The sequence below is a fragment of the Luteimonas sp. BLCC-B24 genome, from assembly GCF_028550595.1.
GTDB lineage: Bacteria > Pseudomonadota > Gammaproteobacteria > Xanthomonadales > Xanthomonadaceae > Luteimonas.
On the sequence record NZ_JAQQGN010000002.1, the window covers coordinates 460,319 to 482,252 of the forward strand.

Annotated in this window: 20 protein-coding genes; 12 read left to right on the plus strand and 8 right to left on the minus strand. The window is 70.8% G+C overall.

Going from position 1 to position 21,934, the window contains the following annotated elements:
* Position 1: 1 nt before the first annotated feature.
* From mutY to ftsY, 3 genes are read right to left on the minus strand one after another with little or no spacing between them, the layout of a single operon-like run.
* Entirely contained in the window at positions 2–1,072 is a 1,071-nt protein-coding gene (gene mutY / locus PQS31_RS06460) for an A/G-specific adenine glycosylase (protein ID WP_272761841.1), read from the minus strand.
* Entirely contained in the window at positions 1,069–2,346 is a 1,278-nt protein-coding gene (locus PQS31_RS06465) for a hypothetical protein (protein ID WP_272761842.1), read from the minus strand. Before PQS31_RS06465 ends, mutY begins: the two co-directional genes overlap by 4 nt.
* Complete coding sequence (gene ftsY, locus PQS31_RS06470; protein ID WP_272762128.1) at positions 2,343–3,566, minus strand: signal recognition particle-docking protein FtsY; 1,224 nt, start codon at positions 3,564–3,566, stop codon at positions 2,343–2,345. The genes PQS31_RS06465 and ftsY overlap by 4 nt, the downstream gene beginning before the upstream one ends.
* 81 nt (positions 3,567–3,647) lie before the next feature.
* Between ftsY and rsmD the strand changes: the two genes are divergently transcribed.
* The 7 genes from rsmD to PQS31_RS06505 all read left to right on the plus strand — a co-directional run bounded on the left by rsmD (position 3,648) and on the right by PQS31_RS06505 (position 8,974).
* Positions 3,648–4,244, plus strand: a complete 597-nt coding sequence (rsmD, locus tag PQS31_RS06475; RefSeq protein ID WP_272761843.1) for a 16S rRNA (guanine(966)-N(2))-methyltransferase RsmD — start codon at positions 3,648–3,650, stop codon at positions 4,242–4,244.
* 63 nt (positions 4,245–4,307) lie between these two features.
* Positions 4,308–4,802 (plus strand): pantetheine-phosphate adenylyltransferase, encoded by a 495-nt coding sequence (gene coaD, locus PQS31_RS06480; protein ID WP_096209465.1) that lies wholly within the window; start codon positions 4,308–4,310, stop codon positions 4,800–4,802.
* Between the two features lie 46 nt (positions 4,803–4,848).
* Positions 4,849–5,421: a hypothetical protein gene (locus tag PQS31_RS06485; RefSeq protein ID WP_272761845.1), complete on the plus strand. Its 573-nt coding sequence runs from the start codon at positions 4,849–4,851 to the stop codon at positions 5,419–5,421.
* 151 nt (positions 5,422–5,572) lie between these two features.
* Entirely contained in the window at positions 5,573–5,827 is a 255-nt protein-coding gene (locus PQS31_RS06490) for a YfhL family 4Fe-4S dicluster ferredoxin (RefSeq protein WP_272761846.1), read from the plus strand.
* Entirely contained in the window at positions 5,824–7,602 is a 1,779-nt protein-coding gene (gene ggt, locus PQS31_RS06495) for a gamma-glutamyltransferase (protein WP_272761847.1), read from the plus strand. The genes PQS31_RS06490 and ggt overlap by 4 nt, the downstream gene beginning before the upstream one ends.
* A 65-nt stretch (positions 7,603–7,667) precedes the next feature.
* Entirely contained in the window at positions 7,668–8,570 is a 903-nt protein-coding gene (locus PQS31_RS06500; protein ID WP_272761848.1) for an MBL fold metallo-hydrolase, read from the plus strand.
* Positions 8,567–8,974, plus strand: coding sequence for an MAPEG family protein (locus PQS31_RS06505; RefSeq protein ID WP_272761849.1), 408 nt, complete (start codon positions 8,567–8,569; stop codon positions 8,972–8,974). The genes PQS31_RS06500 and PQS31_RS06505 overlap by 4 nt, the downstream gene beginning before the upstream one ends.
* Positions 8,975–9,074: 100 nt before the next feature.
* Here PQS31_RS06505 and upp read toward each other — a convergent pair whose 3' ends face one another.
* Together upp and PQS31_RS06515 are read right to left on the minus strand one after the other, a co-directional pair.
* The gene (gene upp / locus PQS31_RS06510; RefSeq protein ID WP_272761850.1) at positions 9,075–9,707 is read right to left on the minus strand and encodes a uracil phosphoribosyltransferase; all 633 of its coding nucleotides are present in this window, start codon (positions 9,705–9,707) and stop codon (positions 9,075–9,077) included.
* Between the two features lie 139 nt (positions 9,708–9,846).
* Positions 9,847–12,657 carry a TonB-dependent receptor gene (locus tag PQS31_RS06515; RefSeq protein ID WP_272761851.1) on the minus strand — a complete coding sequence of 937 codons (2,811 nt, stop codon included), beginning with the start codon at positions 12,655–12,657 and terminating at the stop codon, positions 9,847–9,849.
* Positions 12,658–12,982: 325 nt separating this feature from the next.
* On the opposite strand from PQS31_RS06515, the gene PQS31_RS06520 reads away from it, so the two are divergent.
* Positions 12,983–14,380, plus strand: a complete 1,398-nt coding sequence (locus PQS31_RS06520) for a metallophosphoesterase family protein (protein WP_336314329.1) — start codon at positions 12,983–12,985, stop codon at positions 14,378–14,380.
* Positions 14,381–14,518: 138 nt separating this feature from the next.
* Here PQS31_RS06520 and PQS31_RS06525 read toward each other — a convergent pair whose 3' ends face one another.
* The 3 genes from PQS31_RS06525 to PQS31_RS06535 form a co-directional block, all read right to left on the minus strand.
* Positions 14,519–15,193 (minus strand): hypothetical protein, encoded by a 675-nt coding sequence (locus tag PQS31_RS06525; protein WP_272761852.1) that lies wholly within the window; start codon positions 15,191–15,193, stop codon positions 14,519–14,521.
* A gap of 148 nt (positions 15,194–15,341) precedes the next feature.
* A complete protein-coding gene (locus PQS31_RS06530; protein ID WP_272761854.1) occupies positions 15,342–16,799 on the minus strand; it encodes an amidohydrolase family protein in 1,458 nt (485 codons plus the stop codon).
* A 136-nt stretch (positions 16,800–16,935) separates the two neighbouring features.
* On the minus strand, positions 16,936–18,435 hold the full coding sequence (locus tag PQS31_RS06535) for an aminotransferase class III-fold pyridoxal phosphate-dependent enzyme (protein WP_272761855.1): 1,500 nt from the start codon (positions 18,433–18,435) through the stop codon (positions 16,936–16,938).
* 179 nt (positions 18,436–18,614) lie between these two features.
* On the opposite strand from PQS31_RS06535, the gene PQS31_RS06540 reads away from it, so the two are divergent.
* The 4 genes from PQS31_RS06540 (at position 18,615) to yajC (ending at position 21,929) form a co-directional block, all read left to right on the plus strand.
* Positions 18,615–19,046, plus strand: coding sequence for an Lrp/AsnC family transcriptional regulator (locus PQS31_RS06540; protein ID WP_272761856.1), 432 nt, complete (start codon positions 18,615–18,617; stop codon positions 19,044–19,046).
* A 166-nt stretch (positions 19,047–19,212) separates the two neighbouring features.
* The gene (queA, locus tag PQS31_RS06545; RefSeq protein ID WP_272761857.1) at positions 19,213–20,244 is read left to right on the plus strand and encodes a tRNA preQ1(34) S-adenosylmethionine ribosyltransferase-isomerase QueA; all 1,032 of its coding nucleotides are present in this window, start codon (positions 19,213–19,215) and stop codon (positions 20,242–20,244) included.
* 87 nt (positions 20,245–20,331) lie between these two features.
* Complete coding sequence (tgt, locus tag PQS31_RS06550; RefSeq protein ID WP_272761858.1) at positions 20,332–21,468, plus strand: tRNA guanosine(34) transglycosylase Tgt; 1,137 nt, start codon at positions 20,332–20,334, stop codon at positions 21,466–21,468.
* Positions 21,469–21,587: 119 nt separating this feature from the next.
* The gene (gene yajC / locus PQS31_RS06555) at positions 21,588–21,929 is read left to right on the plus strand and encodes a preprotein translocase subunit YajC (RefSeq protein ID WP_096209499.1); all 342 of its coding nucleotides are present in this window, start codon (positions 21,588–21,590) and stop codon (positions 21,927–21,929) included.
* The last annotated feature ends 5 nt before the right edge of the window (positions 21,930–21,934 follow it).

Here is a 21,934-nt window from a genome sequence, read left to right on the forward strand (position 1 = left end):
CTCAGTCCTCCAGGGCGACGCGCGGCGCGAGCAGCAGCGTGCGGATCGGGGCGGGAATGCCGAGGGTCGCGAGATCGTCGCGGGCCACCCAGCGCAGCGTGTCATTGTCGCGCACGCCGCGACCCGGGGCGAGACCGGGCCAGTGCAGCGGATGCAGACGCAGGCGGTAATGGCTGAAACCATGCTGCACCGGCGCGAGCCGCGCGGGCGTATCGAACTCCACCGGGTCGATCAGGCCGGCCGCATGGCCCCGCAGCCAGTGCGCGGGATCGTCGCCGACATCGAGCTGCGGCAGGGACCACAGCTGGGCCCAGACACCGGTCGGCGGGCGGCGCTGCAGCAGTACGCGGCCATCGCGGCTCTCGAGCAGCAGCAGCACGGCCTCGCGCTCGGGCAGCACCTTGCTCGGCCGCGGCGTGGGCAGCTCCTCGACGCGGCCCTGCACGAAGGCCGCGCAGTCGGCGCGCACCGGGCACAGCAGGCAGGCGGGGCTGTGACGCGTGCACAAGGTGGCGCCGAAATCCATCTGCGCCTGGGTGTAGTCGGCCATGCGCGTGTGTGGCAGCAGCGCGTCGGCGATCGACCACAAGGTCTTCTCGACCTTCGGCAGCCCGGGCCAGCCGTCGACGGCATGGCGCCGGGCGAGCACACGCTTGACGTTGCCGTCGAGGATCGGCGCGCGGTCACCCCAGGCCTGCGACAGGATCGCGCCGGCGGTGCTGCGACCGATGCCGGGCAGGGCGACCAGCGCATCAAGGTCGCGCGGCAGATCGCCGCCGTGTACCGCCACGCAGCGCTGCGCCGCCGCTTGCAGGTTGCGCGCGCGGGCGTAGTAGCCCAGTCCCGACCACAGCGCGAGCACGTCGTCGGGCGGGGCAGCGGCGAGCGCGCGCACATCGGGCAGCGCGGCGACGAAGCGCTCGAAATAGGGAATCACCACGCGCACCTGGGTCTGCTGCAGCATGATTTCCGACAGCCACACCCGGTAGGGCGTGCGCGGATGCTGCCAAGGCAGGTCGTGGCGGCCGTGGACATCGAACCAGGCCAGCAGGCGTTCGGCGTAATCGTTCATTCGTCGCTGCCGTCGTCGAACTCGATCTGCAGGTCTTCGAGCATCGTGCCGGGGAGTGCGACGCGCGGCGCGGTCAGGCGGCCCTGCAGTGGCGGCACCGGGCTGCCGGTGTCGATCGCGTCGAGCCACTGCAGCACCGCGGGCACGCGCGCGTGGCCGTCGAAGCGTGCGCCGGCGTGTTCGACGCGCAGGGCCAGCGGCGCATCGAGTGCGCGCGGGCCGGCGTAACGCAGCGCGAAGGGCATCGGGGATCCGCTGTCGCCGAGCGGGGCCGGCAGCGCGGGCCAGGCCTCGGGCCAGCGCGCGATGCGGCCGTCGAGCGCGAGCTGCAGCGCGTCGTCGACGACCAGGCGGCCGCCTGCCGCCAGCGTCGGCACCGGCCCCTCGGCCCGCGTCGCGATGCCGACCGGTGCGAGTTCGAACCGACCCGCATCGACGGCCAACCGGCCTTGCAGGCCGAACGCGAACGGAAGGCTGGTCGCGCGTGCGCGCCAGTGTGCATCGGCGGCGAGGCGCACCGGTGCGAGGTGCAGGCCCGGCGCTGCGGGCTCGATGCGCGTGGCGTCGAACTGCAGCCGGGTGTCGAGCCGGCCCGACGGCAGGCGCAGGGTCACGCTGCCGTTCGCGTCCAGCGTGCGCAGCTCGACCAGGCGATCGGCCCGCACGCGCAACTGGAACGGTGCGCTCACGGCGGCGCTGACCGCCGTCCCGGCCACGCGCGCATCGACGGCGCGGTCCGGGTGCAAGGCGGGCAGTTCGAGCATCAGCGCCTCGATCCGCCAGCCGTCGGCGTCGACGACGCCGTTACGGATGCGCAGGCCGTCGGTGAACGGCGGCACGCGGCCATCGCCGGGCGGCCGCGCATCGAGCCAGCGCAACAGGGCGGGCAGGTGCACGCTGGGGGCGTCGAGTTCGATCCGCGCGATCTCGAGCTCGGCGCCGCGGCTTCGGATCGTCGACCACGGCAGCGAGACCAGTACGCGATCTGCGCGCAACAGCGGCGTGGTCTCGCCGGGCATGCGGGCGACGACGTTGCGGACTTCGAGCTGCGGCGTGCCGCGCAGGCGGTAGTCGACGGTGCCGTCGAACGTGAGCTCGAGGCCGAGCGCCGGTCCTAGGCGCTCGAGCACCAGATGCAGTGCGCGTTCGGGCGGCAACAGCACGCGGACCGACAGCGCCAGCCCGAGGCCGGCGGCGACGAGCACCGCCAGCAGGAACAGCCAGCGCCGACGGCGCGGCGCCGGCGCCCCGGGCGCCGGTGCCGGCGTGCTCACGCGCCGAGCGTCTCCGGCAGGATCGCGTCCACGAAGGCTTCGGCATCGAACACGCGCAGGTCCTCGGGACGTTCGCCGATCCCCGCGAAACGGATGGGGATGCTGAATTCGCGCGCGAGTGCGAACACCACGCCGCCCTTGGCGGTGCCGTCGAGCTTGGTGACCACCAGGCCCGTGACCTGCACCGCGGCATTGAACTGGCGCAGCTGCGACAGCGCGTTCTGGCCGGTGGTGCCGTCGATGACCATCAGCACTTCGTGCGGCGCCGCGGCGTCGATCTTGCCGAGCACGCGGCGGATCTTGCCCAGCTCCGCCATCAGGCCCTGCTGGGTGTGCAGACGCCCGGCGGTGTCTGCGATCAGCACGCCGGTGCCGCGCGATTTCGCGGCCTGCAAGGCATCGAACGCCACGGCGGCCGGGTCCGCATCCTGGCCCTGGGCGACGACGGCGACGTCGTTGCGCTCGCCCCAGGCCTTGAGCTGGGCGACGGCGGCCGCACGGAAGGTGTCGCCCGCGGCCAGCATCAGCGGATGGCCTTCGTCCTTGAAGCGCTTGGCGAGCTTGCCGATCGTCGTGGTCTTGCCGACGCCGTTGACGCCGACGGTGAGGATCACGAAGGGCCTGGCGGCGGTGTCGATCACCAGCGGCTTGGCCACCGGGGCGAGCATCGCGATCAACTCCGTGCGCAGTGCCTGGAGCAGCGCATTGGCATCGGCGAACTCGCGCTGCTTCATGCGCTTGCGCAGGCCGCCGACGAGGTCGGTACTCGCGGCGACGCCCACGTCGGCGGTCAGCAGGGCGGTTTCGATCTCGTCGAGCAGGTCCTCGTCGAGCTTGGGATTGCGCGAGAACAGGCCGCCGAAGCTGCGCGCGAAGGTGTTGCCGCCGAGGCGCTCGCGCCAGCCCGACTTGCCGGGTGCGGCTGCGGGCATGGTGCTCGCGAACACGTAATCGGCCAGCGCGGCAGCCGGGTCGACGATCGCCGGCGGCGCGGGGCGCGCTGCGGGCACGGCCGGCGTGGTCGCCACGGGCGCATCGGCGTCGCCGGCGCCCGTGCCGTCCGTACCGGGCGTCGGCGGCGTCGGGCTCGCCGGCGGCGCAGGCGCTGGCGCGACAGGCGGCGCGAACGCAGCCGCGATCTCCTCGGCGCTGAGGCGGCGTCGGCCGCTGTCGGCCTCGGTCGTATCGGGGGATTTGTCGCGCTTGAACCAGCTGACCATGCGGCGGTCGGAACGGGGATGGGGGAGAATGGCGCGCATGGTATCACCCGCCTTTCAGCCGCCCTGTGGGGGCGCACGCGCTTGAATACGTCACGCAATCGGCCGCCGCGGACCGACCGCAACGCCGGTCCCGGGCGGGTGCGCATCGTCGGTGGCCGCTGGCGCGGCACGCGTCTGGACGTGCCCGATGTGCCGGGTCTGCGGCCGACGTCGGACCGCGTGCGCGAGACCCTGTTCAACTGGCTGCAGCCGGCGCTGCCGGGCGCGCGCGTGCTCGATCTGTTCGCCGGCACCGGTGCGCTGGGGCTGGAGGCGGTCTCGCGCGGCGCGGCCCACGCGCTGCTGGTCGAGCGCGATGCGGGGCTCGCGGCCGCGCTGACGGCGACGGTGTCGCGGCTGTCCGCCGGCGACGCGGTGCAGGTCCGGCGCGGCGAGGCGGTCGCGACGGCCTCGGCCTTGCCGGCCGGCAGCGTCGACATCGCGTTCGTCGATCCCCCGTTCGCGCTCGATCTGTGGACGCCGGCGCTGGCCGCGCTCGAACCCGCGTTCGCGGCCGACGCCTGGCTGTATCTGGAATCGCCCTCCGCGCGCCCCGCGCAGCTGGGCGCCCGGTGGCGGTTGCACCGCGAACTGGCCACCCGCGATGCGCACTGCGCACTGTTCCGCCGCGCCGGCTGACGCGGGCCGCGGCGCTGCTACACTTGGCGCCCGCGCCTCACACCCGATACAGCCGACGCCAGCATGAGTGCGAGTCGCAAACGCATCGCCGTCTACCCGGGCACCTTCGACCCCATCACCAACGGGCACGTCGACCTGGTGGACCGCGCGGCGCCGCTGTTCGAGCGGCTGATCGTGGGCGTGGCGGAAAGTCCGGCCAAGCGCCCGGCGATGTCCCTCGACGAGCGCGTCGGCCTGGTGCGCGAGGCGTTGTCCCACGTGCCCAACGTCGAGGTCATCGGCTTCCACTCGCTGCTCGCACACTTCGTCGCGGAAGTTGGCGCCGGCGTGCTGCTGCGCGGCCTGCGCGCGGTGTCGGATTTCGAATACGAGTTCCAGCTCGCCAGCATGAACCGGCATCTGATTCCCGAGGTCGAGACGCTGTTTCTCACCCCGGCCGAACAGTACGGCTTCATCTCCTCCACGCTGGTGCGCGAGATCTCGCGCCTCGGCGGCGACGTGGCGGGCTTCGTGCCCGCCGCGGTCGATCGCGCACTGCGCAAACACACGCAACGCTGACGTTGTCCATCCACGCCACACGACAGAAAACACGAGAGGGAATCCCATGAAGTCCATCAACCGCGCGCTGCTCATCGCCTGCCTGGTCCTGCCGGTCCTGGCTTGCAGCAAGGACGAGCCCGCGCCGCAAGCCCAGGCCGCGCCGGTCACCGCGCCGCAGAACGACGACCGCGCCGCCTGGAACGCGTATCTCAACGATGTCGCCAACCGGAACATGGACGGCATCAACAATTCGCCCTACGTCTACCTGGTGCCGCCGGCCCCGGCCGGTGCCCCGGCCAGCGAACCCGCGCCGGCCGAAGCCGGTGCGGACGCGGCTGCGAATGCCGACGCCGCCCCCGAGCTGTCGGCGCCGGTCGATGGCGACTACGAGCGTCTGCTCGAGAAGGCCAAGACCGACGTCTCGCGCGGCATCGTCCGCGGCAACCTGCTGATGTTCGCCGGCCTGGATTCGGCGCGCACCGCCAATCTCACCGTCGCCGCGTTCGAAGGCGTGGAGCCGAACACCATGCGCGGCGTGCGCGTCGTGTTCATCGGCGCTGCCGCCGATGCCGAGCGCGTCAAGGCGGCCGTGGAGCCGGCCGGCGTCGAATACGTGTTCGTCGACACCGCGCAGTAATCCGCCGTACCGGCCGGCCCTGCCGGCCGTGCATTCCGCCGCCGCCGTGCCTGCGCACGGCGGCGGTCTGCGTTCAGGCCCGGCGCGGCGTTGCGGCACGCGGTTCCATCCATGGAACGCCGCGCCCGCGGCCAGTCACTACAATGGCCGCATGTCCCTGAAGATCAATGCGCTCTGCGTCAATTGCGACGTCTGCGAGCCGGCGTGCCCGAACCAGGCGATTTCGCAGGGCGAGGAGATCTACGTCATCGATCCCGCGCGCTGCACCGAGTGCGTCGGGCATTTCGATGAGCCGCAATGCGTGGTGGTCTGCCCGGTCGAGTGCATCGATCCCGATCCCGATCTCCCCGAAACCCAGGAACAGCTGCTGGCCAAGCTGGCGCGGCTGCAACAGGAGGCGTCATGACCCGTGTCCGCCCCACGGCCGGCATCCCGGCGCTGCTGTTGTCGGTACTGCTGCTGGCGGTCGCGCCGTCGTGCGCGCGCGAGGTGCGGACTCCGGACGTCGCGCCGGCCGTTCCGCAGTCCGCCGCCACGCCGCCCGGCAACGCGGTCGCCTCGGCCCACGCGCTGGCCACCGAAGCCGGCCTCGCGGTCATGCGCGAAGGCGGCAATGCCTTCGATGCGGCCATCGCGACCTCGGCGGTGCTGTCGGTGGTCGAGCCGATCTCGTCCGGTCTGGGCGGCGGCGGCTTCTTCCTGCTGCACGATGCGGCGAGCGGGCGTGACATCTTCGTCGACGCGCGCGAGACCGCGCCGTCCAGCGCGCACCCGGACCGCTACCGCACCGCGGAGGGCGGCTTCGATCGCGACCGCGCCGAGAACGGTCCGTGGTCGGCCGGCATTCCGGGCCTGCCGGCCGCCTTCGTCCACATCGCCGAACGCTACGGCGCGCTGCCGCTGTCGCGATCGCTGGCGCCGGCGATCCGCATCGCCGAAGACGGCTTTCCGGTCTATGCGCGGTTCGCGCGCGGCTACCAGTCGCGGCGCGCGGTGATGGAGCGTTACCCCGGTACGCGCGCGGTGTTCCTCGCCGACGGCCGCGCACCGGAAGAGGGCGACATCTTCCGGCAGCCCGATCTCGCGCGCACCCTGCGCCTGCTGGCCGAGCGCGGCTTCGATGGCTTCTATGGCGGCGAAACGGGCGCGAAACTCGTCGCCGGGGTCAATGCCGAGGGCGGCGAGTGGACCGCGGCGGACCTGTCCGCCTACCGCGTGGTCGAGCGCACGCCGATCCGGTTCCGCTACCACGACTGGGAGGTGGTCACCGCGCCGCCGCCGTCGTCGGGCGGCATCGCGATGGCGCAGATGCTGCAGATCCTCGGGCCCTACGACCTCACGGCCCTCGACGACGCGGCGCGTACGCACCTGGTCGTCGAATCGATGCGTCGCGCGTTCCGCGACCGCACGTTCTATCTGGGCGATCCGGATTTCGTGCGCATTCCCCAGCGCACGCTGACCAGCCGCGAGTATGCCGCCGGCCTGCGCGCGACGATCAATCCGGAGAAGGCGACGCCGAGCGATCTGCTTTCGGGCGTGGCGACGCCGCTCGAGGACGAGGAGACCACCCACTTCTCGATCATCGACGCCGCCGGCAACCGCGCCGCGGTCACCCAGACGGTGAACCTGCTGTTCGGCAGCGGTCTGGTCGCTTCCGGCACCGGTGTGCTGCTCAACAACGAGATGGACGACTTCGCGCTGCAGCCCGGGGTGCCGAACGCGTTCGGCGTGATGGGCTTCGATGCGAACGCGCCGGCGCCGGGCAAGCGGCCGCTGAGTTCGATGACGCCGACCTTCCTCGTCTCCGACGATCGCGTGGCCGTGCTCGGCACGCCGGGCGGCAGCCGCATCATCACGATGGTGCTCCTGGGCATTCTGGGCTACGACGCCGGTCTCGATGCGCAGGCCGTCGCCGCGCTGCCGCGGTATCACCACCAGTGGATGCCGGATGCGATCTCGGCCGAGCGCGATGCGTTCTCCGCCGACACCGCGGCCAGGCTGCGCGCGCTGGGCCACACGGTGAACCTGCCCGGCGACCGCGCCGCGGGCGGGCGCGGGTCGAGCCATGTCTGGGGCAACCTGCAGACGGTGGAGTGGAACCGCGCGACGGGCGCGCTCAGCGGCGGCAGCGACCCGCGCAACGACGTGGGCGAAGCGAAGGTCGAGCCGGCCGCGCGCTGATTCGCGCCGCGCCGCCGCACGCGCTGCGCCTACAATCGGCCACCGGTGCGACGCGGGAGGGCGTCATGAAACTGTGGTCGATTGCGGGCAACTCGCAGAAGCTCGATGGCGGCTCGATGTTCGGCAATGCGCCGCGCGCGATGTGGACGAAGTGGGCCACGCCCGACGCGCTCAACCGCATTCCACTGGCGACGCGCGGTCTGCTCGCGACGCCGCTGAACGGCAAGACCGTGCTGTTCGAGACCGGCATCGGTGCTTTCTTCGAGCCGAAGCTGCGCGCGCGTTTCGGCGTACAGGAAGAGCGCCACGTGCTGCTCGATTCGTTGCGCGAGGCGGGCTTCGACCACACCGACATCGACGTCGTGGTGCTGAGCCATCTGCATTTCGACCACGCCGGCGGTCTGCTCGCGCCGTGGGCCGAGGGGCGCGCGCCCGAGCTGCTGTTTCCCAATGCCACGTTCGTCGTCGGCCGCGCGCACTGGGACCGCGCCACACGCCCGCATGCGCGCGATCGCGCGAGCTTCATTCCCGAGTTGCCCGGCCTGCTCGAGGCCAGCGGTCGGCTGCAGTTCCTCGACGGCGCGCATTGCGAGGCGCTCGGCGCCGCGGTGCGTTTCCATCGCAGTGACGGCCACACGCCCGGCATGATGCTGGCCGAGATCCTCGGACCCGACGTGCAGCGCGGCGCGCATCACGGCGGCGTGGTGTTCTGCGCCGATCTCGTGCCCGGGCTGCCGTGGGTGCACGTGCCGATCACCATGGGCTACGACCGGTACCCGGAGCTGATCATCGACGAGAAGCAGGTCTTCCTCGCCGACATGGCCGGGCGCGACGTGCGCCTGTTCCTCACCCACGATCCCGACGTCGCGCTGGCCCAGGTGGTGCGCGACGACAACGGCCGGTTCGCGGCCGGCCACACGGCCAGCTCGCTCGCGGCCCACTCCCTTCACGAAGGACATCCCGGATGACCCCGCGTATTTCCCTGCTGGTCGCGTCGCTGCACGTCGCGCTCTATCTCGTGCTGGCGATGCGCGTGGTGCTGCACCGCAAGGCCCGCAACATCGGCGTCGGCACCCGTGGCGACCCCGCGCTGACGCGCAAGGTGCGGGTCCACGCCAATTTCGGCGAATACGTGCCGCTGGCGCTGCTGATGCTCGCACTGCTCGAACTGGCGGCCGTGTCGACGACGTGGCTGTGGACGTTCGGCATCGCGCTTCTGGTCGCGCGCGTGCTGCATGCCGTGGGGCTGGGCGGATCGCCCGGCTACTCGTTCGGACGCTTCGCCGGCACGCTGCTGACGTTCATCACCCTGCTGGCGATGGCGGCGCTGGGCATCTGGCGCTTCGTCGCCGGCGCCGTACTCGTTTCCTGATCGTCCCGCATCCCGGGGGGGCGCGCTCGCGCGCGATCGGGCTTCAGCGGGCCGGCTCCGCCGCGCGCCGCAGACCAGGCGCGAACGGACGCGGCAGGACTCAATCCACCCGGGTGCCGAAGATCTTGTCGCCCGCGTCGCCGAGGCCGGGCAGGATGTAGCCCTTCTCGTTAAGGCGCTCGTCGATCGAGGCGGTGTAGACCTCGACATCGGGATGCACGGCGTCCAGCGCTGCGAGGCCCTCGGGCGCAGCGACCAGGAACAGGCCCTTGATGCGGCTTGCGCCGGCGGCCTTGAGCATGGCGACGGTCGCGATCAGGGTGCCGCCGGTCGCCAGCATGGGGTCGAGAATCAGGGCGGTACGGTCGGCCATGTCGCCGACCAGATTTTCGTAATAGGGCACGGCTTCCAGCGAATCCTCGTCGCGCTTGATGCCGACCACGCTGACTTTCGCCGCCGGAATCAGTTCGAGCACGCCCGGCAGCATGCCGATGCCCGCGCGCAGGATCGGCACCAGGGTGATCTTGCGGCCCTTGATCCGGCGCACCTGCACCGGCCCGGCCCAGCCGGGGACCTCGGCGTCCTCGGTCTCCAGATCCGCCGTCGCCTCGTAGGTCAGCAGCGTCGCCACTTCCGCCGAGAGTTCGCGGAACGTCTTGGTGCTGTTGTCGGCGCGGCGCATCAGGCCGAGCTTGTGCTGGACCAGCGGATGGCGGACTTCGACGATCTTCATGCAAGGACCCGGGCACGGACGGACGCACAGGATAGGACAGCGCGGCGGATGCGTCCTCCCGGCGTGTGGGCGTGCAGGCGGGGACGCAACGAAGAAAGCCGGCACGGTGGCCGGCTTCTTCGCCCGGAACCTGGAGAGCTTAGAACTGGTAGCGCACGCCCGCCAGCCACGAGCGACCGAAGCCCTCCATCTCCAGCACGCGGTTGCGCTGGCCCTGGAAGCGGATCTGCCGGGTGTCCCGGATGTTGTTGACCTCGCCGAACAGGCTCCAGCCCAGGCCCAGTGCATAGCTCGCCGAGAAATCCAGGCTCGCGCGTTCGTCCCAGTACACGTTGAGTTCGGGCTCGCTGATATCGAAGGTCTGGATGAATTTCGAGCGGTAGTTGTAGGCCAGACGCGCGTTGAGCCCGTACTTCTCGTAGGTGAGCGCCAGGTTGTAGTTGGTGCGCGAGGTGCCGGGCAGTTCGGTCCGGCCGAGGCCGAACGGCAGCTCGGCGCGGGACTTGGCGTAGGTGTAGTTGGCGTAGACGCCGAGGCCGTCGAGCGCGCCGGGCAGCATGTCGAAGGTCTGCTGCCAGGTCAGCTCGGCGCCGTGAATGCGCCCGCGCTCGCCGTTCTCGGCACGCGTGATGCGCAGCGTCTGCGCGCCGATGGCCTCGTCGCGCGAGGCGACGAACAACGGGTCGTCGATGCGCTTGTAGAACACCGCGGCCGAGAGCAGACCCAGCGGACGCAGGTAGTGTTCGAACGAGAGGTCGGCATTCCACGCGTAGGCTTCGCGCACCAGCGGATTGCCCTCGCTGACGGGAATGATGTTGCCATCAGATTCGTTGATCACGCGATACGGCGCCACGTGCATGAAGTCCGGCCGGTTGAGCGCCGTGGACACCGAGCCGCGCAGGATGCTGTCGGGCGTGAATTCGTAACGCAGATGCACGCTCGGAAGCAGGTTGTCGTAGCGCCGGCCTGCGGTCTGCGGCATCACCTCGCCGGTGTCCGCATCGAACTGGATCGCGCTGCCCTCGAGTTCGGTGCGCTCGTAGCGCAGGCCGGTGATCATGGTCAGACGGTTCCAGTGGGCGTCAAGCCGCACGTAACCGGCCTGCACGTCTTCGGACGCGCGGTAGTCGCCGGTCAGCGAGTCGGGAATCAGGCGCACGTGGTTGGGGCTGTTGATCAACTGGCCCGCATACCGGTCGAAGATGTCCCGGCAGAACCGGCGGCCGGTGAGGAAGTAATCGAAGTTGTTGCTCACGCTGTCGCAGAGCATGTCCGACATGGTGATGCCCAGCGCGGCGAAATCGGCGGCGTTGCCGTTGCGGTAGCGCTCGTCGTCGAACATCTTGTCGCGCTGGCGCAGGCGCACGCCGAAGCGGACATCGCCGCTGTCGCCGAGGAAAGCCTGCGGGCGCCCCAGATCCACGCGCAGGGCGTTCTCGTCTTCCTCGCCGTACTCGTACCGGTCGTTGAGGCGGCGGAACGCGTACCAGCTCTCCGGCACGTCCACGCCGGTTGCCGGGGCGTCCGCGCGGCCGAGGATTGTCCAGGTGGGGAAGTCGGGATTGGTGTAGTCGTAGCGCATCTGCGGGCGCACGGTCGAGCGGAAGATGTACTGCATGCGCGGGCTGGTGGTCTTGGTCGCTTCGCTGCGCGAGGCCTGCCAGTCGAGCTTCCAGGTATCGCCGAGGAAGTGTTCGCCGCTGAAGTTGTAGGTGCGGATGCTCTTGTCGTAGGTGCGCTCGCGCAGTTCCTTGTCGAAGGTCGCGCGCGCCTGGCCGGTGGTCTCGCCGGAGCCGGGTGCGAAGTTGTCGAGCGCGATGACCAGGTTGTCGCGGAACTCGCGGTCTTCGAAGTTCGAGTCCGAGGCCACGAACGTCAGCAGATGATCGGGATTGATGCGGTAGTCGAAGCGACCGGTCAGGCCCTTGCGCGTACGCAGTCCCTCGTAGTCCTTGATCTGCACTTCGCTCGGGCGGAAGCCGCCACCTCCGGCTTGATACAGCGTCTCGACGTTGTCGGTGAAGCGACCCTGCCGGCTGATCGAGCCCGAAAGCAGCACGCCGATGTTCTGTTCGGCACCGAAGCGGTTGCCGACGGTCGCGTTGTAGCGCTGGTTCTCGCCGTCGCCGAGCTGGTACTTGCCGCCGGCCAGCGAGGCGCGCAGGGTCAGGCCCTCGCGGTCGAGCGCGCTCTGGGTGCGGATGTTGATGTTGCCGGCGATCGCATCGCCGTCCATGTCCGGCGTGAGTGCCTTGGTGACTTCGAGTGCGGCGATGACGTCCGAGGGAATGGTGTCGAGTTCGACGCCGCGGCTGGCGGCGTCGGGATTGGCCAGCGGCACCCCGTCGATGGACACGGTGGTGTATTCCTTGGGCGCGCCGCGCACGGTGACGTAACGGCCTTCGCCCTGGTCGCGTTCGATCGACACGCCCGGAATGCGCTGGGTCGATTCGGCGATGTTGTTGTCGGGAAACTGGCCCAGCAGATCCGCCGACACGACATTGACGTAGTTCGTGGTGGCGCGCTGCTGGTTGAGCGCCATCGCCTGGGCGTCACGGCTGGCGCGCACCTCGACCACGCCCACGTCGGTGGCGGCCACGGTGCTGCGCAGGGTGATGTCGACCTGGGCACCGCGGCTCTCGCCCAGTTCCACTTCCGATTCGTGACGCGCGTAGCCGAGGTAATCCACCTGCACCGCATACCGGCCCGGTGCCAGTCCGGTGACGCGGAAGAAGCCTTCGCGATCCGTGCTGACCTGACGGCCGCCGATCGTGACGATCGCGCCTTCGAGCGACACGCCGCGAGACGCCTCGCTGACCTTGCCGACGATCGTGTTGGCCATCGCGGCCATGCCCGTGCCGGACGTGGCCTGGGCCGCGGCCGGAGCATTCCAGGCCAGGACGAGGGTGGCGGCGATCGCGGTCGCGATGGCGGTACGCTTGGGTGACATGTCGGCTCCGATGAAGGGGGTAGGCGGATACGGAACTGCCGCGGTCGCCTCGGCGCGCGTGGCGTGTCGCCGGATGGATGGCCGCGCGTGCGGCGCAGCGACGCTGTCCGTTCCCCGCGGCGGCGGAGTCTGCGTCGGCTCGATGACAGTTGTGTTGACCGCAGGCGTCGGCGCGGTGTCAGCGCGACGCGGTGCAATGCCGATGTCATCTCGGAACGCCAACATGACGGCTTCGCATCGCGTGCATGACGCTTCCGCGTCAGTGCACCGCGATCCCGGTCCGCCGCCGCCCGTCGCGCGGTGCACACATCAGAAGAGGAACCCCATGCCCCACGCCGTCCGTCCGCGTCTGCCGCGCCTGCTGCTTCTCGGTGTCTGCCTGCTGGCCACGCCGGCCTTCGCCGAGCGCGTGGTCGAGACCACGGTCGAGCCGAACACGCTGGTGCCCGCCGGGGTGATGCGCTATGCGCCGAGCGTCTTTCCCGATCGCGTGATCGCCACCCCGGCCGAGGACGCGGCGCGCGGGTTCGGTGTGTCCTGGCGCACGGTGGCATCGGTGGATGCGCCGGTGCTGGAGATCGTCGTCGCCGGCGATTCGCCGGACATGGGCGAACGCCGCCGCGTCGCATCCACGGCCATCGCGCTCGACGGTGAAAACGGCGCCGCGCGGTTCCATCACGCGCGTGTCGACGGACTGGAGCCGGACACGCTCTACGCCTGGCGCGTGCAGGGCGGTGGCACCTGGAGCCCGTGGATGCACACGCGCACGGCCGCGGCGGCTGCGGCGCCGCTGACGCTGCTGTATTTCGGCGACACCCAGAACAAGAACGCCAGCCTGAGCACGCGCGTGCTGCGCGAGGCGCAGCGCCACGCACCGGATGCGAAACTCGCGCTGTTCGCCGGTGATCTCGTCAGCGGCGGCGAAGGCGAGGACGACAACGAGTGGGGCGAGTGGTTCGACGCGGTCGGCCCGCTGGCGACGATGGTCGTCAATGCACCGGCGCCGGGCAACCACGAGTACCGGGAAGAATTCGAAGACACGCCGCAGGAGCGCCGTGTGCTGGGTGATCACTGGACGCGCACCTTCGCGCTGCCGGCCAATGGTGCGGACGGCGCCGAGGCGACGAGCTACTGGTTCGATTACCAGGGTGTCCGCGTGGTGGTGCTCGACGGCACATCGGCGCTGGATCTCGGCACGGCGGAAGCCCAGGCCGCCTGGCTCGACCGCACCCTCGCGAGCAATCCGCATCGCTGGTCGATCGCGCTGGTGCACCAGCCGATGTACTCGCCGCGCCAAGACCGCGAGAACCGCCTGCTGCGCGAACACGTACTCCCGGTGCTCGAGCGCCGTCGTGTGGACCTGGTGCTGCAGGGGCACGACCACGTCTACGGACGCCGCGGCGGCGAGGATGCGCGCCGCGCCACCCCGCAGTATCTGGTGTCGGTAGTAGGCGCCAAGCAGTACCGCCTCGGCGAGCGCGCGCGGCAGGACATGGATCCCACCGCCGAGGACACCCAGCTGTTCCAGGTGATCCGCATCGACGGCGACACGCTGCGCTACGAATCGCGCACCGCGACCGGTCGCCTCTACGACGCGTTCGAACTGCGTGGGGCCCGGCCGGGCCAGCGCCGCCTGCGCGAGATCACCGAAGGGCGGATCGCACCGCGCGACTGCACCCGTGCGGCCACGCTCAAGGGACGTGCGGACCGCTGCTGGGAATGAGTGGCGGGGTGGTCGCGGCCACCATGCCGGGAACGCGGCGCGCGGTACGGCCGGCGACCCGCCGCCGGCGCGCGAACGGGCGGCGCATCGCGGGCACGAGCGTGACGCGTCGTCCGCAACGGGCGCAGGGCCGAGGGCTCAGCAATAGCGCGAGCGTGCTTCGACCGCGTCGCGCAGCAGCGCCTGTTCGCCGGCGCGCAGTGCGGTCGCGGCGGCGAGATCGTCGATGGTCCGATTCAGCGTGGGACACGGGCTGTCGCTGTAGCCGGGCGGCCACAAGCCGACCAGTTGCGCGAAACCGCGCACCACGTCGTCCGGGGTGACCTGCCGACGCATGCGGAAACGCGCCGGCCTGGCCTCCCGGCCCGCATCCGGGCGCGCCCAGGGCAGGGCCTCGCCGACCGCGATGGGCGTGGACACGGCCCCCAGCAGGTTGCCGTAGTCGAGCGGAGCGGACGGAGGCGTCGACGGGGGCGCGGTATCGGGCGGCGGCCGCGGCGCGACCGCGGTCGGTCTGCGGGCTGCACGGACCTCGGACGGCCGCGGCGCGGAGAGCGGCGCGTCGAACGTCGGTTCGACTGCCGTCACGGGAGGCGGCCGCGGCGTGATGAACACGATACGCGTCGCGATCGACGATGGCCGCGGCGTCACGGGGCCGGCCGCCACCCGCCACCCGAGCGTGCACAATGCGACGAGCGCCGGAAGTACCAGCACGGTCAGCAGCGCCGCCGGTACATGCGGGTCGCGATCGCGGCCGCAGCGCACACGGGCCGACAGCGAAGCGAACCAGGAGGCGACGCGCGGGTTCGACATCGTCGAGGCATCCATGCCGTGCGGGCCTGCAGCATACCCGGCGGTCGACGGGTCGTCTGCTCACGTGCCATCCGCGCGGCTGCCGGTGCTGCCGCCCGCCGTGCGCGCGACGATCGTTGCCGGTGGATCGCGTGCCGGCGACGGCTCCTCAGCCGCCGCGCGCCTCCGCCTCGGCCTCGGCCTCGGCTTCGGCTTCGGCTTCGGCACGCGCGGTCCGCAACGCGACTTCGACCGCGGCCCATGCGGCCGGCAGATCCACGTGGGCCCCGTTCGACCAGACCGCCTCCACCCGACGCGTCGCGCGGATGTCGGCCAGCGGATCGCCGGCGACCACGAGCACGTCGGCGCGTGCGCCGGGTTCGAGCCGGCCGAGATCGGCCTGACCGAGGATGTCGGCGGCCACATGGGTCGCCGCCTGCAGCGCCTGCACCGGTGTCAGGCCGTTCGCGACCAGCGCGTCGAGTTCCTGGTGCAGGGCGGGGCCGGCCAGCATGTAGGGTGCGGCGGGCAGATCCGAGCCGGCGCCGATGCGCACGCCGGCGGCCAGCAGGCGCGGCAGCATTGCACGGAGCAGGCGCTGATCGCTGCATGCCAGCGCATGCACCTCGGGCTCGCCGAGCACGCGGGACAGATGGGACCAGTAGCCGCTGAAGTCGGCGGCCACCAGCGCGGCCCCCGGCAGATCGTCGCGCGGCAGGCTGTCGGGCGCGGCGAACTGTGCACCGTTACCGGTCGTCGGCACCACGGCGACACCGGACTGTGCCAGGTCGGCGACGATCCGGTCGAGCAGTGCGGGGTCCAGCGTCTCCGCATTCGAATCACCGCCCAGGCGTTCGTACGCGAGTGCAGTGCCGCCGAGATGTTCCAGCGTGGTCACGCCGGAGGCCGCGGCCTGGCGCGCATCGACCTGCGCGCCGGTCAGGCCGCGAGTCAGCACGGTGCCGAGATCGGCCATCACCGGCAGGCCGTGGCGCGCAGCGGCCTGGAGCGCTGCATCGAAGACCTCGGGCGAGAGCTGTTCGTAGAGCTTGATCCAGTCGACGCCTGCCTCGGCGAGCGCATCGATCACCGTGTCCGCGTCGGCCGGCGACGTCAGCGTGACCGCCGGCTGGCCGCCGAGCGTCTCGGCATCGAACGGGGCCGGCCCCTGGGGCGTCAGCACGCTCACCGGGCCGTCGAGCAGCGGTCCGGTCGCGAACAGGCGCGGCGCGCCGGACGTCGCGCGCAGGCGCGCCAGCGTTTCGAGGGTGTTGCCGGCATCGCGGATCGTGGTGACGCCGGAGGGCACGAACGCGCCGATGTAATGCGGCCGTGCATGCACGTGCAGGTCGATCAGGCCCGGCAGCAGCAAGGCGTCGCCGTAGTCGTGCTGCGGGGTGGTGGCGTCCCAGCTGCAGGCCGCGCGCTCACCGGCGCAGTGCACGCGCTCGCCGGCGATCACCACCACACCCTGATCGATCACCACCCCCGCGCGGGCGTCGAACAGGCGGCCGAGCAGGACGGCATCGGCCGGAGACGCCGCGGCCTGTGCGGGCGGCAGGCTGCTGCAGGCAGACAGAAGGAATGCCGCACACGGAAGTGCGAGCAGGGCGGAACGTCGAATCATGGTCACCACGCTGTCGGGAAAAAACGCGGGCCGATCGCCCCGGTGCACGTCCTCCGGACGCCCGCGGCGGCATCGACACCGCGGCTGCGCCCGGGCGGACGCAGACCGGTGCCGGCCGCGCGGGGCCGCGACCTTATCAGGCGGCGGCCGCAGCCGTCTGTCGCGGGCCGTCGCGCAAGGCCTTGCCGACCATCGCCACCATCAGCGCGATCTCGTCGTCGCGGATGTTGAAGTGCGGGGTAAACCGCAGCGAATTGGCGCCGCCGTGGATCACACCCAGGCCGTGCTCGCGCAGCCATTCCTCGGTGGAACCGGCGCCGTAGCACTTGAACTGCGGCGCGAGTTCGCAGGAAACCAGCAGGCCGGTGCCCTGGACCTTGGTGATCAGTCCGCCGAGTTCGGCCTTCAATGCCTCGAGCGCTTCGACCGATTTGCGTCCCGCATCGCGGATGTTGGCGCGCACATCGGGCGTGAGCTGGGCCAGCACCGCGCAGGCGACATCGAGCGCCCGCGGATTGGCGGTCATCGTGTTGCCGTAGACGCCGCTCTTGTAGAGCTGCGCGGCGCGCTCGGTCACCGCCAGGACCGACAGCGGATACTGGCCGGCGTTGAGCGCCTTGGAATAGGTCTCCATGTCCGGCGCATCCAGGCCTTCGAAGCCCGGGTAGTCGACGACCGACAGCACGCCGTGCGCGCGCAGGCCGGCCTGGATCGAATCGACCAGCAGCAGGCTGCCGTGGGCGCGGGTGAGTTCACGCGCGGCCGCATAGAACGCCGGCGGCAGAGCGCGGCCCGGGTCGCCTTCGCCCATCACCGGCTCGAGGAACACGGCTTCGACGAACCAGCCGTTCGCATCCGCGTCCGCGAACACCTGGCGCAGTGCGTCGGCATCGTAGGGCGGTACGGTGATCAGCGAATCCTCGTCGCGGAAACTCGCCAGATACTTCTTGTAGGCCGCGCGCGAGGAATCGGAATACAGCGCCGGGCGTTCGGTGCGGCCGTGGAAGCTGCCCTTGACCACCACGCGCTTGATCGTGCGCCCGGCGTGGCGGCCGCCCGGATCGGTCTGGGTGCGGGTGTTGATGTCGGCGATGCGTGCGGCCAGGCCCACCGATTCCGAGCCGGAGTTCAGGCACAGGAAATGGCTGAAGGGACAACCGCCGTCGCGGGTGTGGCCGATCTCGCGGCGCAGCGCACGGTCGAGCTTCAGCTGCGACAGGCTGGGCGTCATGATGTTGGCCATCGGCACCGGCTGCGCCATCGCCTCGATCACGGCCCTGGGCGTGTGGCCGAAGCCGAGCATCCCGTAGCCGCCCGAATCGTGCAGCACCGCGCCCTTGAGCGTGACGATCCACGGTCCGCGCGCGGCCAGCGCGACGTAGGGGTTCACGGCGTCGCTCTGATAGAAGTTGACGTAGCCCGCCTGCACGGCGCGTGCCTGCGCGTCTTCGTCGAGATCGAGCAGGTCGGCGAATTCGGTCGTCAGTGCGGCATGGGCCGCGGCGGCGGCGCGGGCGGCGTCCAGCAGATCGGGATGCGTCGCCGCGAAGCGTTCGAGCACATCGTCCGGCAGGCCGGTGGTGCGGCGCTGGCCGCCGTGGGCACGCAGGGGGGCGAGGATTTCGATCACGGACATGGAACGCTCCTTGGGACGTCGGGAGGGCCTGGCAGGTGTCCGGACGGCGTCCGGCGGGGCCGGACGCCGCGGCAGCGTGCCGGCGGTCGGTCCATTATGTGGACGCCCCTGTCGGCCGGAAGCGACGGAACGCCGATCGCCACGTAGAATTTCGGCGGATCGCCGAAGCCACCGCCCGCATGCCCATCGAGTCGCCCGACGCCCGCCTGCTGACCCTGCTGCGCGAGAACGCCCGCCTGTCCACGGCCGAGATCGCGCGCCGGCTGGGGCTGTCGCGCACCACGGTGCAGAGCCGGATCGAACGCCTCGAGCGCGACGGCGTGATCACCGGCTACACGGTGCGCGTGCACGACGACTTCGAACAGGGCCATATCCGCGCCCAGATCATGATCACCGTGCGTCCGCGCCAGCTCACCCCGGTGGTGACCGCGCTGCGCGCGATCGACGCGGTGCGCGCGCTGCATTCGGTCAGCGGGCCCTACGACCTGATCGCACTGGGCGTGGTGCCGACGGTCGCCGACATGGACGCGTTGACCGACCGCATCGGCTGCATCGAAGGTGTGGAGCGCACGACCTCGGCGATCGTGCTGTCGACCAAGTTCGAGCGGTAAGCCGCAAGCGGGAGGCGCTCGTGCCATGCGGCGGGGCCGGCTGACGGGATCCGTGGCGCCGGCCCTCGCGCGCGAGGGGGCACTCGGGAAAGGCGCTGCACGGGGGGCGATCGGGGGCAGGCGGCTTCTTCATTACAATGGCGCCCCGCATTCCCCCGCCTGTCCCTTGAAGAAGTCCGACTTCCATTTCGACCTGCCCGAAGCGCTGATCGCGCAGGCGCCGCTGGCCGAGCGCTCGGCCAGCCGACTGCTGCTGGTGCCCCCGGGCGAGGGGGCGTTCGATGACCGCCACGTGCGCGATCTGCCGGACCTGCTGCAGCCGGGCGATCTGCTGGTGTTCAACGACACGCGGGTGATTCCGGCGCGGCTGTTCGGCCAGAAGGCCAGCGGCGGACGGGTCGAGATCCTGATCGAGCGTCTGCTGCCCGGCAACGAGGCGCGGGCGCAGATCGGCGCGAGCAAGGCGCCGAAGCCGGGCGGGCGCATCGTGCTCGACGGCGGAGGTGAAGCCGAGGTGCTGTCGCGTGACGACGGCTTCTATCACCTGCGCTTCGACGTCGACGACGCGCTGGAATCCTGGCTGCTGACCGCCGGCCGCATGCCGCTGCCGCCCTACATCCGCCGCGAGCCGGGGCAGGACGACGCCGAGCGTTACCAGACGGTGTTCGCCCGCGAGATCGGCGCCGTGGCCGCGCCGACCGCCGGCCTGCACTTCGACGATGCGCTGCTGACGCGGCTGCGCGATCGCGGCGTGCAGTTCGGCCACGTCACCCTGCACGTGGGCGCGGGGACGTTCCAGCCGATGCGCGTCGACGACGTCCGCGAGCACCGCATGCACAGCGAGTGGCTCAACGTCGGTGCCGAACTCGTCGCCCAGATCCGCCGCACGCGCGAGGCCGGCGGGCGGGTGATCGCGGTCGGCACCACGGTCGTGCGCGCGCTGGAAAGCGCCAGCGTCGACGGCGAGCTGCATCCGTTCGCCGGCGAGACGCGGATCTTCATCTTCCCCGGTTACCGCATCCGCAGCGTCGATGCGATGGTGACCAACTTCCATCTGCCCGAATCGACCCTGCTGATGCTGGTCTCGGCCTTCGCCGGCCGGGAACGCATCCTCGCCGCGTACAACCACGCGGTGCGCGCGCGCTACCGGTTCTTTTCCTACGGTGATGCGATGTTGCTGTGGGGCGGTCATTCGTAATTGGTGATTGGTGATTCGGCACAGCAACAGCCGGCGCCATCCGCCTTTTCGAATCACCAATCACCAATCACCAATCACGGCTCCATGATGTCCCGACTGCACTTCGACCTGCTGACCACCGACGGCGCCGCGCGCCGCGGGCGCCTGACGTTCCAGCGCGGCACCATCGAAACCCCGGCCTTCATGCCGGTCGGCACCTACGGCACGGTCAAGGGCGTGCTGCCGCAGCAGATCCGCGCGCTGGGCGCCGAGATCATCCTCGGCAACACCTTCCATCTGTATCTGCGGCCGGGCCTGGACGTCATCGAAGCGCACGGCGGCCTGCACGGCTTCGCACGCTGGGACAAGCCGATCCTCACCGATTCCGGCGGGTTCCAGGTCTTCTCGCTGGCGCACAAGCGCAAGATCACCGAGGAGGGCGTGACCTTCGCCGCGCCCACCGATGGTGCCAAGGTGTTTCTCGGGCCCGAGGAGAGCATGCGCATCCAGAAGGTGCTCGATTCGGACATCGTGATGATCTTCGACGAGTGCCCCCCGGTGCAGATCGACGGCAAGCCGGTGCATCCGCGCGTGGTCGAGAACTCGATGGAGTTGTCGCTGCGCTGGGCCGCGCGCTCCAAGCGCGCGCACGAGGGCAACGACGCCGCGCTGTTCGGCATCGTCCAGGGCGGCGTGCACCACGAGCTGCGCACGCGCTCGGCCGAGGGCCTGAAGGACATCGGCTTCGACGGCTACGCGATCGGCGGCCTCGCGGTCGGCGAGACGGAGGACGAGCGCAACGCGATGCTCGACCACACCGCGCCGCAGCTGCCCGAAGACCGCCCGCGCTATCTGATGGGCGTGGGGCGGCCGGAAGATCTGGTCGAGGCGGTCGCGCGCGGCGTCGACATGTTCGACTGCGTGATGCCCACCCGCAACGCACGCAACGGCCATTTCTTCACCTCGACCGGGGTGATCCGCATCCGCAACGCGAAGTTCGAGAAGGACCTGCGCCCGATCGAGGAGGGCTGCGGCTGCGAGGCCTGCAGCGGTGGCTTCACCCGCGCCTACCTGCGGCACCTGGACCGCTGCGGCGAGATGCTCGGGCCGATGCTCGGTACGCTGCACAACCTCTGGTACTACCAGTCCCTCATGGCCGACATGCGTGCCGCGATCGCGTCGGGAACCTTCGCCGCCTTCCGCGACTCCTTCTATCGGGCCCGGATGGCGACAGCGGACGCCTGAGCCGCCCCCGGGGCGCCTCCCGGACCCCGTCACCGCCCATTCACCGGCGGCCCGGGCTGCGCCCGTGCCCGGCCGTGCCATAATTGCCCGCTGTCCGTTTTCGACCCATGGATGCTCCGATGAATCTGCTGGACCTTGTGATCGCCCCCGCCCACGCCGCGGCCCCGGCTGCTGCAGCCGCGCCGAGCCTGCTGTCGACGCTGGCCTTCCCGATCATCCTGATCGCGATCATGTACTTCCTGATGATCCGTCCGCAGATGAAGCGCACCAAGGAGCACCGCGCGATGCTCGAGAAGCTGGCGGTGGGCGACGAGGTCATCACCAACGGCGGCATCGCCGGCGTGGTGCGCAACATCGGCGACAGCTTCATCTCCGTCGAAGTGGCCAACGGCGTCGAAATCCGCGTGCAGAAGGGCGCGGTCGGCAACGTCCTGCCCAAGGGCACGCTGAAGTCGGCCTGAGGCCG